We start from the raw sequence: 15,233 nt of genomic DNA, 5'->3' as shown, positions 1-15,233 counted from the left end.
CTTTCGCAAAGACCAAGTCTGCGCAATCCTCTCCCCTCGAAGAGGGGCGAGGGGAAAAAAGGGCATATCTCAATGTCGATCCGGCCTAACGAAAAACGCCCTCCTTCCGCTGGGGAAGGAGGGCGTTTCGCGTCGATCAGGGAAGCGATCAGGCGCCGAAGGTGCGCTGCCACCAGCCGCGGCGCGGGGCTTCGCTGGTGGAGCCTTCTGCCTCCGCCGGTTCGGCCGCCGGAGCGGGTTCCGCCTCGACCGTGGGCGCTTCCTCGGTCACCGGCTCGGCGGCCGCCTTGGGCGCGGGCTTCTTGCGGACGCGCTTGGGCTTGGCCGGGGCTTCCGCTTCGGCTTCGACCACGGGTGCGGCTTCTTCGGCGACCGGCTCGGCGGCTGCCTTGGGAGCGGCCTTCTTGCGCACGCGCTTGGGCTTGGCAGGGGCTTCCGGCGCAGCGTCCTCGGCCACCGGCGTTTCGACGGGCGCTTCCACCGGCGTCTCGACCGTCTCGGTCACCACCGGTGCGGCCTTGCGAGCGCGCGGGCGGCGGCGGGTCTTGGGAGCCTCGCTCGCCTCGACCTCGGCCACGACCAGCGGCGTCGTCACCGGCGCGGCATCGCCCGCCTCGATCGGCTCCTCGATGGACAGCGGGGCTTCGACGGCGTCATCGTCGCCATCCACCTCGGTCGAAGCCTCACCGGCTTCCACCGCGCCACCGTCCTGGCGGCGACCGCCACGACGACCGCGACGGCCACGGCGACGGCGGCCACCTTCGCGGGGTTCGCCCGACTCGGTTTCGGCTTCGTTCGCCTCGACCGGCTCGACGGCGTCTTCCTCGCCTTCGTCCGTCTCGTCGAGCTCGGCGTCGTCGGCGCTTTCGGCCTCTTCGCCATGCACGGCGTCCTCGGCCCCGCCACGGTTGCGACGACCACGACGACGGCGACGGCGCTTGCGGCCACCGCCTTCGCTCTCTTCACGCGGCTCGCGAGGCGCGGCGGCTTCGGTCGATTCCTCCTCGACCTCTTCCTCTTCTTCCTCCTCGACCTCGTCGATCAGATCGTCCTCATCCTCCTCGACGGGCAGGAGCGTGTCGATCTTGGGCGCATAGGCAGGCGGCGGGCCCGAGGCCTCGACCGTCATGCGCGCCCCCTCTTCCTCGCGGTCCGGGAGGATTTCGACCGTCACGCCATAGCGATCCTCGATCTCGGCGATATCGGCGCGCTTGCGGTTGAGGACATAGATGGCCGCTTCCTGGCTGGCGCGCAGCGTCAGGATCGAGCCGCGACCGCGCGCGGCCTCGTCCTCGATCAGGCGCAGCGCCGACAGGCCCGCCGACGAGGCGGTGCGGACCAGGCCGGTGCCCTCGCAATGCGGGCAGGGGCGGGTGCTCGCCTCCAGCACGCCGGTGCGCAGCCGCTGGCGGCTCATTTCCATCAGCCCGAAGGACGAGATACGGCCGACCTGGATGCGGGCGCGATCGTTCTTCAGCGCCTCCTTCATTGCCTTCTCGACCTTCCGGACATTGGAGTTGTTGTCCATGTCGATGAAGTCGATGACGACCAGACCCGCCATGTCGCGCAGACGCAACTGGCGCGCGATTTCCTGCGCGGCTTCCAGATTGGTCGCGGTCGCCGTCTGCTCGATATTATGCTCGCGGGTCGACCTCCCTGAGTTGATGTCGATCGACACCAGAGCCTCGGTCGGGTTGATGACCAGATAGCCGCCCGACTTCAACTGCACGACCGGATTGTACATCGCGGCAAGCTGGTCCTCGACATGCGCGCGCTGGAATAGCGGGACCGCATCGGCATATTGCTTCACCCGGCGGGCATGGGCGGGCATGAGCAGCCGCATGAAGTCCTTCGCCTGGCGATAGCCTTCCTCGCCCTCGACGATCACTTCCTCGATCTCGCGATTATAGATGTCGCGGATCGCGCGCTTGATCAGATCGCTGTCGCCATAGATCAGCGCGGGCGCCGACGAATGCAGCGTCTTTTCGCGAATCCCGTCCCACAGGCGCGCCAGATAGTCGAAGTCGCGCTTGATCTCGGTCTTGGTGCGCTGAAGGCCCGCCGTGCGGACGATGCAGCCCATGGTCGAGGGCAAGGCCATGTCCGCCATGATCGACTTCAACCGCTTGCGATCGGCGGCGTTGGAAATCTTCCGGCTGATCCCGCCGCCATGCGACGTGTTGGGCATCAGTACGCAGTAACGGCCGGCCAGCGACAGGTACGTGGTCAGCGCCGCGCCCTTGTTGCCGCGCTCTTCCTTGACGATCTGGACCAGCAGCACCTGGCGGCGATGGATGACGTCCTGGATCTTGTAGCGACGGCGCAGATTCTGGCGACGCTGGCGCAGAGCCTCGACCTGGTCGTCGTTGACGGTCGACTTCTTCGGGCGCGGGGCGGCGTCACCATCCTCGTCGTCATGATGATCGTCGGCATGATCGTCATAGCCTTCGCCGTCATGATCCTCGTCATCCTCGGCGTCGAGTTCGGCGCGCAGCGCGGCCTCTTCGGCGGCATGCTCGGCCTCTTCGCGGAGCAGGGCCTCGCGATCCTCCTTGGGGATCTGGTAATAGTCGGGGTGGATTTCCGAAAAGGCCAGGAAGCCGTGACGGTTGCCGCCGTAATCGACGAACGCCGCCTGCAACGACGGTTCGACCCGGGTCACCTTGGCGAGGTAGATATTGCCCTTGAGCTGCTTGCGCTCGGCCGATTCGAAGTCGAATTCCTCGATCCGGTTACCCTTGACGACGGCCACGCGGGTTTCTTCCCGGTGGCGTGCGTCGATCAGCATACGCGTGGTCATTATGAAGTCTCCACGCGCGCGTCGGGCCCTGTGGCAGCCGTCGCGCGCGGTAAATAGGGGCGGCGGCGCGGGGCGCCGGTCCGCTGGAAAGAACGGATGTCGTGTCGGCCACAGCCGCAGCACCGGCAACGGGGCCGGTGCGGACCCACGACACCGCGATCCCACCGGCAAAGGCCGGTCGGTCTGCGGGGTGGATCATATGCGTCATGCGAGCGTCAACCTGGTTGGTCCGGGCGCGAAAAACTCTCGCCGTCCCGAGCCTTTGGGAGATGGCCCCGTCCCGATCGTTTGGGAGAGGTGATCGAGGCCGGGGTCCGCCGGATAGCTAGCATCATCGGAACGTTTGCGCAACAGGCGGAAATCTGCCGATTTTGGCGGCAAAAAAATGCCGAATTGCCGGTTAACCAATAGTTGAAAGGCCCTCGACAGGGGCCGTCGCCTAGACCCGCCATGTCGATCCCCGGATCGCCAAAAAGGGTTTGAGGTGATGGCTTTTCGCTGGACCAGCGGCAGGCGGGCGCGGCATGTACGCCGGGTCGTGTTGATGCTGTTCGCTTTTCTGTTCGGGCTCCTCGCGCCTGGCGGCGCCTGGGCCGCCACGGTTCAGAAGATCATCGTGCGCGGCGCGCAGGTGATCATCCGATTCGATTCGCCGGTGAAGCGCGCGCGCAGTGTCATGCTGGGCGAGCAGCGTCGCGTGGCGATCGACGTGACTGGCGCGACGCCCGGCGCGGCGACGATCCGCGACGGCGCGGTGCGCAGCCTGAGCCAGCGCCGAATCGCACCCGGCATCACCCGCCTGACCTTCGAACTGGCGCAGGATGCGGTGATCTTCGACGGCGGGTTCGACGATGACGGACGGCAATTGTCGCTGACGCTCAAGCCGCTGAACAAGGGCTTCACCCAGGCGAGTTTCGCGGGCGGGCTCGACTTCTTCCCGTTCCATTTCCAGCGCAAGCCCGCCTACACCCTGACCGTCCCGGTGCCGAGCCCGTCGCGCAACCTGCCCCTGCCGCGCGTGCGGGGCGCGGACAATCGCCCGCTGGTGGTGATCGATGCGGGGCATGGCGGGGTCGATCCCGGCGCGATCAACCCGCAGACCGGCCTGCGCGAAAAGGACCTGACGCTCGCCATCGCCAAGGCGATTCGCGACACGCTGGTCGCCAGCGGGCGGGTCCGCGCCGCGCTGACCCGCGAGGACGACCGCTATATTCTCCACCGCGAGCGTTACGGCATCGCGCGGCGGCTTCATGCCGATCTGTTCATCTCGATCCATTGCGACAGCGCGGGCGCGGGCGAGGCACGCGGGGCGACCGCCTATACCCTGTCCGACGTCGCCTCCGACAAGGAAGCCGCGCGACTGGCGGCACGCGAGAACAAGGCGGACGTGATCGCGGGCGTCGATCTGGGCGGCAACAGCGACGTGTCCTCGATCCTGATCGACCTGACCCAGCGCGAGACGATGAACGCCTCGGCGAGCTTCGCCCGCCTGCTGGGCCGCGAGGCGCAGCCGCTGATCCCGGTCAAGCCGACCTTCCACCGCATGGCCTCGCTCATGGTGCTGAAGGCCCCAGACATGCCGTCGATCCTGTTCGAGACGGGCTATATCTCCAACATGCAGGACGCGGCGTTCCTCGACAGCAAGGACGGACAGGACCGGATCGCCAAGGCGGTGTTGCAGGCGGTGGAGGTGCACTTCGCGCGGCGGATGGCGGCGCGGTAGGGTGGGGGCGACCTCTCCCGTTTCTGCGTCTCCATTGGGGGGCGAGAAGGTGCAATCGGGAACGGATTTCGGGAAAGTCGCGCTGCGATCGGCTTGCGGAGTGACCTGCAAAGTTCAATCCTTCCACTGAACCTTTCCAATCCGGAACAAGCGGCGGTGTAGCGCCTGATCTAATCTCTCTCGACCATTCCAAACGGCAGACGTACTGTGAGCCGACTATTAGAGAGAAGGGGGCCGTCTGTGGGGGCATGGGGCGCGTTGATTATGAGCTTCTTCGGAGCGGTTTTCGCTTCGTTGACGCTATATTGGCAGTGGCACTTGTCCGGGGTCGCTCTGGCGCTGCCCTTCTTGGTGTTCATCCTGATCGGTTTCGCCGCAAGCTATGTGATCCGTACCCCCGGCGAGGGCATCAAGCCGTCGCCAAAGGAAGAACGAGCCATCATGTGGAGTAGCATCGGCGAAGGCGTCGGCCTTTTCCTTGCCGCCAACATCGTCATGAACCTAGATCGGCCTGATCTTCTGTTGCCATCGATGGCGCTAGTCGTCGGCCTGCATTGTCTGCCAATCGCTTTCGCTGCTGGCTTTCGCCCGTTCTATGTTCTTGGGACGGCGCTGGTTGTTGCAGCGATTATGGGCTTCTTCGTGGGAGCCCCTACAGGCGGTGAGGTGGCCGGGTTTATGGCTGCTGGTGCGCTCTGGCTTGCGTCCGGTATCGCAGTTCGACGCGACTGGGTGGCAAAGGGGCGAACGGCAGCGACAATCTGACCATTTCCTGCTTTACCATCCTCTTGGGACCGGCCCAGTATCATGGAGTGCCGGAAGGGCAACGCATCTGGTCCCCTTCGCCCGATCGGCGTAAAGGCATGTCGATGATCCGCGTCTGTGCCCTTTACCGTTTCGCGCCTTTCCCCGACCCGGTCGCGCTCCGCGAACCGCTTCTCACCGTCGCCGAGGCGAACGGCATTCGTGGGACGCTCCTTCTCGCGGGCGAGGGGATCAACGGGACGATCGCGGGGAGCCATGACGGGATCGAGGCGGTACTGGACCATATTCGCACGCTGCCCGGTTGCGCCGATCTCGACTATAAGGACTCGACCGCCGAGGCGATGCCGTTCCACCGGATGAAGGTGCGGGTGAAGCGCGAGATCGTGTCGATGGGCGTGGAGGGCATCGATCCGACCCGCGAGGTCGGCACCTATGTCTCGGGCGAGGAATGGAACGCTCTGATCGCCGACCCGGATACGCTGTTGATCGACACGCGCAACGATTATGAGGTGGCGATCGGCACGTTCGACGGTGCGGTCGATCCGGGGACGAAGAGTTTCCGCGACTTCCCCGCCTGGTTCCGCGAGAACCGCGACGAACTGATGGCGGCCAAGTCGAAGGTCGCGATGTTCTGCACCGGCGGCATACGCTGCGAAAAGGCGACCGCGTTCCTGAAGGCCGAGGGGGTGGAGGATGTCTTCCACCTCGACGGCGGCATATTGAAATATCTGGAGACGATGCCCGAGGCGGAGAGCCGCTGGCAGGGCGAGTGCTTCGTCTTCGATGCGCGCGTCGCGGTCGGGCATGGGCTGGCGCAGGGCAGTCACGGGCTGTGCCATGGCTGCCGGATGCCGGTCGGGCCCGAGGACATGGCCTCGCCGCTCTATGTCGAGGGGGTGAGTTGCCCCGCCTGCCACGGCACACGCGATGCGGAGCGGCTGGCCGCCTATGCCGAGCGGCACCGGCAGGAGGCGCTGGCGGCGGCGCGCGGGGTCGCGCATGTCGGCGCGCGTTATGACCCGCCGGGCGCGCCGGGCGACGAACCGCTCCGCCCCTGACGGCAAGCGGGTGGCAAGCGTGGCCGAACCTGCTACACGAGCCCGCGCAAAGCCATGGCCGTCGACTCCTCCCCCCCCACCGATCCGTCCGAAGGTCCGCGTCGACGCCTGTTGAGCCGTTGGTGGGTGAAGGCGCTCGCCGCGCTGGCGCTGCTGGTCGCGATCGGGGCGGGCGTGTTCTGGTTCGTGTTCATGCGCGACCTTCCCTCGGTCGATGCGCTCAAGGCCTATGAGCCGCCGCTGCCCACCCATGTCCGGGGGATCGATGGTGCGCCGATCCAGTCCTATGCCCGCGAACGCCGGGTGGAATTGTCGTTCAACGAATATCCGCCGCTGCTGATCCGCGCTTTCCTGGCGGCGGAGGACAAGAGTTTCTTCGAGCATGGCGGCGTCGATTATCCGGGGCTGGCGGGCGCGGTCATCGACTATGCCAGGAAATGGGGCACCGGGCGGCGGGCGCGGGGCGGGTCGACCATCACGCAGCAGGTCGCCAAGAACCTGTTGATCGGCAATGCCTATTCCCCGACGCGCAAGGTGCGCGAGGCGATCCTGGCCTATAAGATTGAGGATACGCTGACCAAGCCGCAGATCCTCGAACTCTATCTCAACCAGATCGCGCTCGGGCGGAACGCCTTTGGGGTAGAGGCGGCGGCGCATGCCTATTTCGACAAGGAATTGAATGATCTGACCTTGGGTCAGATGGCCTATCTGGCGGTGCTGCCCAAGGGGCCGTCCAATTACGATCCGGTCCGCCATCCCGACCGGGCGCTGGAACGGCGCGCCTATGTCCTGCGCGAGATGCTGCGCAACAATTTCATCACCCGCGCGCAATATCAGGCGGCCATGGTCGAGCCCCTGGGCACGGTGCTGCGCCGCACCCCCAAATATGCGCAGGTCGGCGGCTATTTCGTGGAAGAAGTCCGCCGCCAGTTGATCAAACTCTACGGCGAAAAGGCGGAGAGCGGGCCGCATAGCGTCTATGACGGCGGCCTGTGGGTGCGGACATCGCTCGACACGCGGCTCCAGGATCTGGCGACCGAGGCGTTGCGCGACGGGCTGGTCCGGTTCGAGGGCGGGCGTGGCTGGTCCGGGCCGATCCGGCACGAGGATATCGGCGGCGACAATTGGCAGCAGGCGCTGCTCAATACCAATATCGCGCTCGACTATCGCGACTGGCGGGCGGGGATCGTCACCGCCAAGGATTCGGGTGAGGCCATGATCGGCTTCGCCAATGGCCGCACCGGCACGCTTCCGCGCTCGGGCGCGCAGATGCCGCGCCGGGGCAGCGCCGCGACCGCGTTCAGCGCGCTCAAGGTCGGCGATATCGTCGCGGTCGCGCCGGAAGGCAGCGGCTTCGGCCTGCGTTCGGTGCCGCGCATCTCTGGCGGGTTCGTGGTCGAGGAACCGGCGACCGGCCGCGTGCTGGCGATGCAGGGCGGGTTCGACGCGCGGCTCCAGGCGTTCAACCGCGCCACCCAGGCCCAGCGCCAGCCGGGCTCGACGATCAAGCCGATCGTCTATTCCGCCGCGCTCGACCATGGCATGACCCCCGCCTCGATCATCGTCGATGGGCCGTTCTGCGTCGACCAGGGGGCGGGGCTGGGCACCAAATGCTTCCGCAACTTCGGCAATTCGGCGGGCGCCGGGCCGCACACCATGCGCTGGGGCATCGAGCAGTCGCGCAACCTGATGACCGTGCGGACGGCGTCGACCGTCGGCATGAAGAATGTCGTGGCGACGATCAAGCAGATGGGGATCGGCGATTTTCCGCCCTATCTCGCCTATGCGCTGGGCGCGGGCGAGACGACGGTGGCGCAGATGGTCAACGCCTATGCCATCCTCGCCAATAACGGGCGCGGCGGCGATCCCACGCTGATCGACTTCGTGCAGGACCGGCACGGCAAGGTGATCCTGCCGGAGAATTGGCGCGCCTGCGACCGGTGCAACGCGGCGGACTATGACGGCAAGCCGATGCCGCGCCCGATCTCGCGCCAGCGCCAGGTGCTCGACGCGATGACCGCCTATCAGATGGTGCATATCACCGAGGGCGTGATCCAGCGCGGCACCGCGACGGCCTTGCGCGACCTGAACCGCCCGATGTTCGGCAAGACCGGCACCAACAACGGCCCGACCGATGTGTGGTTCGTCGGCGGCACCCCGCAGTTCGTCGGCGGGCTCTATATCGGCTATGACCATCCGCGCTCGTTGGGCGGCTATGCCCAGGGTGGCACGATCGCGGTGCCGATCTTCCGCCAGTTCGCCGAAAAGGCCTATGAGGGGTTGGAGAAGCTGCCCTTCCGCGCGTCGCCGGGCATTCGCATGGTCCGCATCGACCGGGCGAGCGGGCGGCCGGTCTATGGCACCTTCCCGACCGGCGACGATCCCAAGCCCGCCGTGATCTGGGAGGCGTTCAAGCCCGAGAGCGAGCCGCGCCGCCGCGCCCGCCGGAATGCCGAGGCGGCGAGCCAGGCCCCCGCGACGCCGACCGGTCCGGCGACGCCCGCGCCGCCGCGCGACAGCGATTTCTTGCAAAGGGAAGGCGGAATCTACTAGCCCGCTTCCCATATTCGCCTTTTCCCGTTCCCCTGGGCGCAGGAGAGGCGACCGATTCGGAGAATATTCATGCGCGCTGAAGCGCAGGCTCATGTCGATACGATCAATGACGCTCTGGCGCTGCTGCGCCGCTTCCTCGACTGGGACCGCGCGCTGCGCCGCCTGGACGAGTTGAACGCGCGCGTCGAGGACCAGGCGCTGTGGAACGACCCCAAACAGGCGCAGGCGGTGATGCGCGAGCGTCGTCGCCTGGACGAAGCCATCACCGCCACCCGCGCCATCGAGAACGAACTTTCGGGCACGGTCGAGCTGATCGAACTGGCGGAGATGGAGGGTGACGAGGAACTGGAGACGGAAGCCGTCACCAGCCTGGGCGAACTCGCCAAGCGGGCCGAGGCCGACAAGGTAAAGGCGCTGCTGGCCGGTGAAGCCGACGCCAATGACAGCTATATCGAGATCAACGCGGGCGCGGGCGGCACCGAGAGCCAGGACTGGGCCGGGATGCTCCAGCGCATGTATACCCGCTGGGCCGAGCGGCACGGCATGAAGGTCGAACTGATCGACTTCCATGCGGGTGAACAGGCCGGGATCAAGTCGGCGACGCTGCTGGTCAAGGGCGAGAACGCCTATGGCTATGCCAAGACCGAGTCGGGCGTGCACCGGCTGGTGCGGATCAGCCCCTATGACTCCGCCGCGCGCCGCCACACCAGCTTTTCGAGCGTATGGGTCTATCCGGTGATCGACGACAATATCGAGGTCGAGATCAACGAGAGCGAGTTGCGCATCGACACCTACCGCGCGTCGGGTGCGGGTGGGCAGCACATCAACACCACCGACTCGGCGGTGCGCATCACCCACTTGCCGACCGGCATCGTCGTGCAGTGCCAGAACCAGCGCTCGCAGCACAAGAACAAGGCCGAGGCCTATAACCAGCTTCGCGCCCGCCTGTACGAACGCGAATTGGCCGAGCGCGAGGCGGTGGCCAATGCGCAGAACGCGACCAAGACCGATATCGGCTGGGGCCACCAGATCCGGTCCTACGTGCTTCAGCCCTATCAGCTGGTGAAGGATCTTCGGACAGGGGTCACCTCGACCGCGCCGGGCGATGTGCTCGACGGCGATCTCGATTCCTTCATGGCGGCGGCGCTGTCGCAGCGGGTGACTGGTGAAGCCGTCGCCGTGGAAGACGTCGAGTAAGATGTCGAAGCGGGGGTCCATGCTGGCGGCGGCGCTGCTCATCGCGCTGGGGGGCGCGGTGACGGCGTGTGACGGCTCCAAGCCGCTCATTCCGCACAAGGACGAGGAGGAACGGCCCGGCCCCTTCCCGGCGGCGGATCGCCCGGTCGCCGATGTCGTGTCGTCGCGCTGGTCGAGCGAGGACGCCCGCGATCGCTTGCGCGAGGCGGATCAGGTCATGGACCGGGCGAAGATCCGCCCCGGCATGACGGTGGCCGATATCGGCGCGGGCGAGGGCTATTACACCGTCCGCCTGGCACAGCGTGTCGGCAAGACCGGCCGCGTGCTGGCCGAGGACATCGTCGCCGCCTGGCGCGACCAGCTGGCCGAGCGCGTGTCGCGCGAACGGCTGGACAATGTCAGCGTCCGGCTGGGCGAACCCGCCGATCCCAAGCTGCCGCCCAACAGCTTCGACCGCGTGATGATGGTCCATATGTATCACGAGATCGAACAGCCCTATGAATTCCTCTGGCGGCTGTTCCCGGCGCTGAAGCGCGACGGTCTGGTGGTGGTCGTCGATGCCAATCGCCGCACCAAGGCGCATGGCACTCCGCCCGCGCTGCTCAAATGCGAGTTCGAGGCGGTGGGCTTCACCCAGGTCTCGATCGAAAACATGCCCTCGGCGGGCGGCTATCTGGCGACCTTCCGGGCGACCGGACCCCGGCCGGAACCCGGCGCGATCCGCCCCTGTCGCATGCAGGGCGACTGACGCCGTCAAAACGTCGTCGTCAGGGTGACGGATTTGCAACCTGACAGCTTTGTCATGCATTGATCCGGTATCGGAACCGCAGGGTGCCGATAGGCCACCGGCCAGCATGGGTCGGGGCTCCGTAGAAGGAGATGATGATGAACACGCTTATGATCGCCGGACTGCTACTCGGTGGGGTGGCGGCGTCCGACGGCGCGCTCGAACACCGAGTGCGGATCGACCATCATTCGGGGCCGGTCGCGGTCCGTTACAGCGCCGATGTCGGCGTGACCCACAAGCAGATCGGTGCGGTGACCACCGGCGGGCGTCCCTCGACGCTGCGGTGCCAGTGGAGCGCGAACGTGACCGTCCACCGCGAGGCGCGGGCGGATAGCGGCGCGACCCTGATGCGCAGCGCGAGCCGTGATGGTGTGATCGAGGGCAGCCGTCCCGGCTGGTGCAGCGCCAACCGCACCGCGATTGCGCAGGAAGTGGCCAGGCGGCAGGAATCGGTCCGCGATCACCTTCAGGCGGTCGCACAGGAGGACCATGGCTTGCTGCGCGCCGAGATGGACCGCCTCCATGCCGAGACGCGCGCTGGATGACGATCGACATGAAGACCATATGGGCCGCCATCGTCACGGTGGCTCCGATGCTGGCCGCAACGCCCGCCATCGCGCAACAACGCCCCAGCATCGGGGTGGAGTTGAACAGCGACGAGAATCGTCGCGGCCTGAGTTGGAGCGGGGGGCGGGTTTCGCCCTCCGCCGATATCTTCGCGACCAGCGGCCCGTTCGAGGCGAGCGGGCGGATCGTGTCTTTGCGCGAATCGGATCGGCATGGCGGCGCGGGCGTGGTCGGGGACCTGATGCTGGGCGCCAGTACGACGCTGGGCCTGGTCACGGTACGCGGGCGGGTGACCGGTCATCTGTTCGGCGGGGCGGGCTTCGACGCCGATTATGTCGAGCTGGGTGGATCGGCGGCCTATACGCTGGGTCCGGTGAACGTCGAGGCGGGCGCGGACTATGCGCCGTCACAGGATGCGATCGGCGGCGACAATCTCTATCTCCATGCCGGTGTGCAGGCGGGGATTCCCGGCACGCCCTGGACCCTGCTGGCGGGGGTCGGGCATTCCTCGGGCAGCACCGACAACGGTTTCCGCGCCGCCCGGCTGCGTCCCGGTGGCGATTATAGCGACTGGCGCCTGGGCGTCGAGCATGTGACGGGGCCGGTGACCTTGGGCCTGGATTATGTCGGCACCGACGTGTCGGAGCGGACCGCTTCCGCCTTTCCCCTGGCCGATGCGCGGCATTCGGGCGATCGGATCGTCGGTCGGGTACGGTTCGGTTTTTAGGACGGATCGAAGTTCCATTCGGTTCCTTGTCCCCCCTCTTCCCTTGAAGAGGGGCAAGAGGATTGTCCTCATTGGCGCGACGGCGTCACACCAGTCCCTGTTCGCGCAGGCTGACGATCCCGGCGCGGGTGACGATCAGGTGATCGAGCAGCGCCACGTCCAGTGCGGCCAGCCCCTGGGACAGACGGCGGGTCATCGCCAGGTCGGCGGCGCTGGGGCGGGCATCGCCATCGGGATGGTTGTGCGCGATCAGCACCGCCCGCGCCGCCAGCAACAGGACGTCGCGCGTGATCCTCGCGATAGGCATCGTCACCCGGTCTTCCCGGCCCCAGGCATGACGCAATCCCAATATGGTTCGTTGCGGACATAAAAAGGCGACTCCGATCGCCTCCTGCCGACCGACAGCCAGGCCGGCGAACAGTTGAAACGCATCCTCAAGGGTTTGAATTCGACGCGGACGGGTGGGAACGAGCGGCATGGGTCGGTCTGCCTCGCGGCGCGCGTCCGGGCATCTTCGTCCCGCTCCGATCCGGTGCGGCTTGGCGGCGGGGCCCTGTGGCGCTAGGCCGGGACCATGCGGCAATATCTCGACCTCATGGACCGGGTGCTGACCCAGGGCGTCCGGCAGATGGACCGGACCGGCACGGGCACCCTTTCGGTTTTCGGACACCAGATGCGGTTCGATCTGGCCAGGGGCTTTCCCGTCCTGACCACCAAGAAGCTCCATCTGCGCTCGATCATCGTCGAGCTGCTGTGGTTCCTGCGCGGGGACACCAATGTCCGCTGGTTGCAGGAGCGTAAGGTCAGCATCTGGGACGAATGGGCCGACGAGGCGGGCGATCTGGGGCCCGTCTATGGCAAGCAGTGGCGCGACTGGGCGACGTCGGACGGTCGCCATATCGACCAGATCGCGGAGCTGGTGGAGCAGATCCGCACCCAGCCCGCCTCGCGCCGCCAGATCGTGTCGGCCTGGAACCCCGGCGACCTGCACGCCATGGCGCTGGCCCCCTGTCATTGCCTGTTCCAGACCCATGTCGCGAATGGCCGATTGTCGCTGCAACTCTATCAGCGGTCGGCGGATATCTTCCTTGGGGTGCCATTCAATATCGCGTCCTATGCCTTGCTGACGCATATGCTTGCGCAACAATGCAATTTGGAGGCGGGCGAGTTCATCTGGACCGGCGGCGACTGCCATCTCTACCTGAACCATCTGGACCAGGCGCGGACGCAGCTGGCGCGCGAACCCGGCGCGCTGCCCCGGCTGGAAATCCTGCGTCGCCCCGAGGCGATCGACGGCTATGAGTCCGAGGATTTCGTGCTCCACGACTATGTCGCGCAGCCGCATATCAAGGCGGCGGTGGCGATATGATCACGCTGGTCCTGGCGCGCGCGCGCAACGGCGTGATCGGGCGCGACGGCCAGTTGCCCTGGCACCTCCCCGCCGACCTCAAGCGGTTCAAGGCGCTGACCATGGGCCAGCCGATGATCATGGGCCGCAAGACCTTCGAGAGCTTTCCGTCGCCGCTGCCGGGGCGGCGTCACATCGTGCTGACCCGCGACCCGAACTGGTCGGCGACGGGGGCGGAGGTCGCGCACGGGGTCGCGGAGGCGTTGGCGCTGGCGGGCGAGGGTGCGGTCTCGGTGATCGGCGGTGCGGAAATTTTCGAACTGTTCCGCGACCTTGCCGATCGGGTCGAGTTGACCGAGATAGATATGGATGCCGAAGGCGAGACGATCGTCGCACCCTTCATCGGTTGGCGCGAAGTTAACAGAAAGCATTATCCTGCCTTGGACGGTCGCCCGGCTTATTCCTTTGTGACGCTGGCCAAGTGACAGAAGAAATGGTCGGTAAAGATCGGTTAATAACATTGTGAAAATTTTGTTCGCCGCCCATCTTCATTTGCGATCGGAAGGCTCGTAAAGGTCGGGCTTGAGAGAAGGATTGCGACTGCGATGGCGCGGTGCGGTCGAAGCGAAGGTGGGGCGCCACGCGATGATCATGGATTGGGAGAGCGAAGGTCAGAACCGGCCCGATATCGATCCTCCCGGATTGTTCGACGCCAGCCGCGAGGCGTTGCTGTTCCTCGATCACCATCGGCTGACCCGCACGACGAACAGCTATGCGCTGGCGCTTCAGACCGTGCTGCATCCCTATGGCCCGTTGGGACAGGACGTGGCGCGCCGCACCGATGGCGGCGTCCGCCTGACCGAGGAGGATGTCGGCGAACTCATGCCGCTGGTCCGCGAGCATGAGGCGATCGGACCGGCGGCCGATCGTGCGCAACTGGAACGCGACCTCAGCGACCATGCCGAGGCGCTCGACTCGCTGACCAGCGACGCGCGCCAGATCACCAGCGACTTCACCAGCGACGTCGCCGCCCTGTCGCACGCCCATCGGCACGGCAGGACCCTGGGCAACGACCTGGGCCCCGATTCGGGCGCGATCGCGCTGCTGCTCGAACAGTTGATCGCACGTATCTCGAAGACCGAACGCGACCTGGAGGAATTGTCGGGCAGCATCGCCGCCTTGCGCAGCCGGATCGAATCGGTGCCGCAGAATGACGATATCGACCAGCTGACCGGGGTGATGAGCCGGACCGGCGCGCGCACCCTGATCGACGGGCTGGCCAGCGATTCGCATGGCTATGTCGTCGCGGCGTGCAGCCTGGACGATCTGGAGGGGATCAACGAACGCTATGGTCGGTCGGTCGCCGACAATGTCCTGCGCGCCTTCGTCGCGACGCTTCGCCAGGTGGCGGAAGGGGCGGAGATCATCCGCTGGCAGGGCAATTTGTTCGTCGTCGTGCTGCGCGGTCGCCCGCTGTCGATGGTGGCGGGGATGATGGAGGACGCGCGCGCGGCGATGCAGGCGCGGACCCTGCGCCTGCGGGGATCGGGCGAGCCGATCGGCGTGGTGACCATGTCCGCCGGGGTCGCGGTCGGGATCGGCGTGCCGATGCAGGAGGCGTTCGACCGGGCCGACGCGTTGCGCATGGTGGCGAGCGAGGGCATCGGCAATCGCGTGATGTCGCGCGCCTAGCCAATTCGGTGCGGCC

The 15,233-nt window shown here is 66.5% G+C and carries 13 protein-coding genes; 11 read left to right on the top strand and 2 right to left on the bottom strand.

The features are described from left to right. Positions 1-148: 148 nt before the first annotated feature. Entirely contained in the window at positions 149-2,800 is a 2,652-nt protein-coding gene (locus SM191_RS01435) for an Rne/Rng family ribonuclease (RefSeq protein ID WP_341504647.1), read from the bottom strand. A 487-nt stretch (positions 2,801-3,287) separates the two neighbouring features. Between SM191_RS01435 and SM191_RS01430 the strand changes: the two genes are divergently transcribed. From SM191_RS01430 to SM191_RS01395, 8 genes are all read left to right on the top strand, one after another. Beyond that, positions 3,288-4,523 (top strand): N-acetylmuramoyl-L-alanine amidase, encoded by a 1,236-nt coding sequence (locus tag SM191_RS01430; protein ID WP_341504646.1) that lies wholly within the window; start codon positions 3,288-3,290, stop codon positions 4,521-4,523. 264 nt (positions 4,524-4,787) lie between these two features. Beyond that, on the top strand, positions 4,788-5,288 hold the full coding sequence (locus SM191_RS01425) for a hypothetical protein (RefSeq protein WP_341504645.1): 501 nt from the start codon (positions 4,788-4,790) through the stop codon (positions 5,286-5,288). Between the two features lie 104 nt (positions 5,289-5,392). Further along, entirely contained in the window at positions 5,393-6,346 is a 954-nt protein-coding gene (trhO, locus tag SM191_RS01420; protein ID WP_341504789.1) for an oxygen-dependent tRNA uridine(34) hydroxylase TrhO, read from the top strand. Positions 6,347-6,400: 54 nt separating this feature from the next. After that, positions 6,401-8,899: a penicillin-binding protein 1A gene (locus SM191_RS01415; protein WP_341504644.1), complete on the top strand. Its 2,499-nt coding sequence runs from the start codon at positions 6,401-6,403 to the stop codon at positions 8,897-8,899. A 69-nt stretch (positions 8,900-8,968) separates the two neighbouring features. Beyond that, positions 8,969-10,096 carry a peptide chain release factor 2 gene (prfB, locus tag SM191_RS01410; RefSeq protein WP_306998094.1) on the top strand — a complete coding sequence of 376 codons (1,128 nt, stop codon included), beginning with the start codon at positions 8,969-8,971 and terminating at the stop codon, positions 10,094-10,096. 1 nt (position 10,097) lies between these two features. Further along, positions 10,098-10,844, top strand: a complete 747-nt coding sequence (locus SM191_RS01405; protein WP_341504642.1) for a class I SAM-dependent methyltransferase — start codon at positions 10,098-10,100, stop codon at positions 10,842-10,844. A 137-nt stretch (positions 10,845-10,981) separates the two neighbouring features. Beyond that, positions 10,982-11,428 carry a hypothetical protein gene (locus SM191_RS01400; protein ID WP_306998098.1) on the top strand — a complete coding sequence of 149 codons (447 nt, stop codon included), beginning with the start codon at positions 10,982-10,984 and terminating at the stop codon, positions 11,426-11,428. A gap of 8 nt (positions 11,429-11,436) precedes the next feature. Then, the gene (locus SM191_RS01395) at positions 11,437-12,177 is read left to right on the top strand and encodes a TorF family putative porin (RefSeq protein ID WP_341504641.1); all 741 of its coding nucleotides are present in this window, start codon (positions 11,437-11,439) and stop codon (positions 12,175-12,177) included. 85 nt (positions 12,178-12,262) lie between these two features. Here SM191_RS01395 and SM191_RS01390 read toward each other — a convergent pair whose 3' ends face one another. Then, on the bottom strand, positions 12,263-12,655 hold the full coding sequence (locus SM191_RS01390; RefSeq protein WP_341504640.1) for a JAB domain-containing protein: 393 nt from the start codon (positions 12,653-12,655) through the stop codon (positions 12,263-12,265). Between the two features lie 96 nt (positions 12,656-12,751). Here SM191_RS01390 and SM191_RS01385 point away from each other — a divergent pair, with 96 nt between their 5' ends. The 3 genes from SM191_RS01385 (at position 12,752) to SM191_RS01375 (ending at position 15,217) form a co-directional block, all read left to right on the top strand. Continuing rightward, positions 12,752-13,546 (top strand): thymidylate synthase, encoded by a 795-nt coding sequence (locus SM191_RS01385; RefSeq protein ID WP_341504639.1) that lies wholly within the window; start codon positions 12,752-12,754, stop codon positions 13,544-13,546. Further along, positions 13,543-14,010, top strand: a complete 468-nt coding sequence (locus tag SM191_RS01380; RefSeq protein ID WP_341504637.1) for a dihydrofolate reductase — start codon at positions 13,543-13,545, stop codon at positions 14,008-14,010. The genes SM191_RS01385 and SM191_RS01380 overlap by 4 nt, the downstream gene beginning before the upstream one ends. 160 nt (positions 14,011-14,170) lie before the next feature. Beyond that, positions 14,171-15,217 carry a GGDEF domain-containing protein gene (locus tag SM191_RS01375; protein WP_306998107.1) on the top strand — a complete coding sequence of 349 codons (1,047 nt, stop codon included), beginning with the start codon at positions 14,171-14,173 and terminating at the stop codon, positions 15,215-15,217. Positions 15,218-15,233 lie beyond the last annotated feature (16 nt).

Source organism: Sphingomonas sp. 2378 (assembly GCF_038084995.1).
Classification (GTDB): Bacteria; Pseudomonadota; Alphaproteobacteria; order Sphingomonadales; family Sphingomonadaceae; genus Sphingomonas.
Note: the sequence above shows the minus strand (reverse complement) of the source record. Positions and strands in the feature narration are given on the sequence as shown.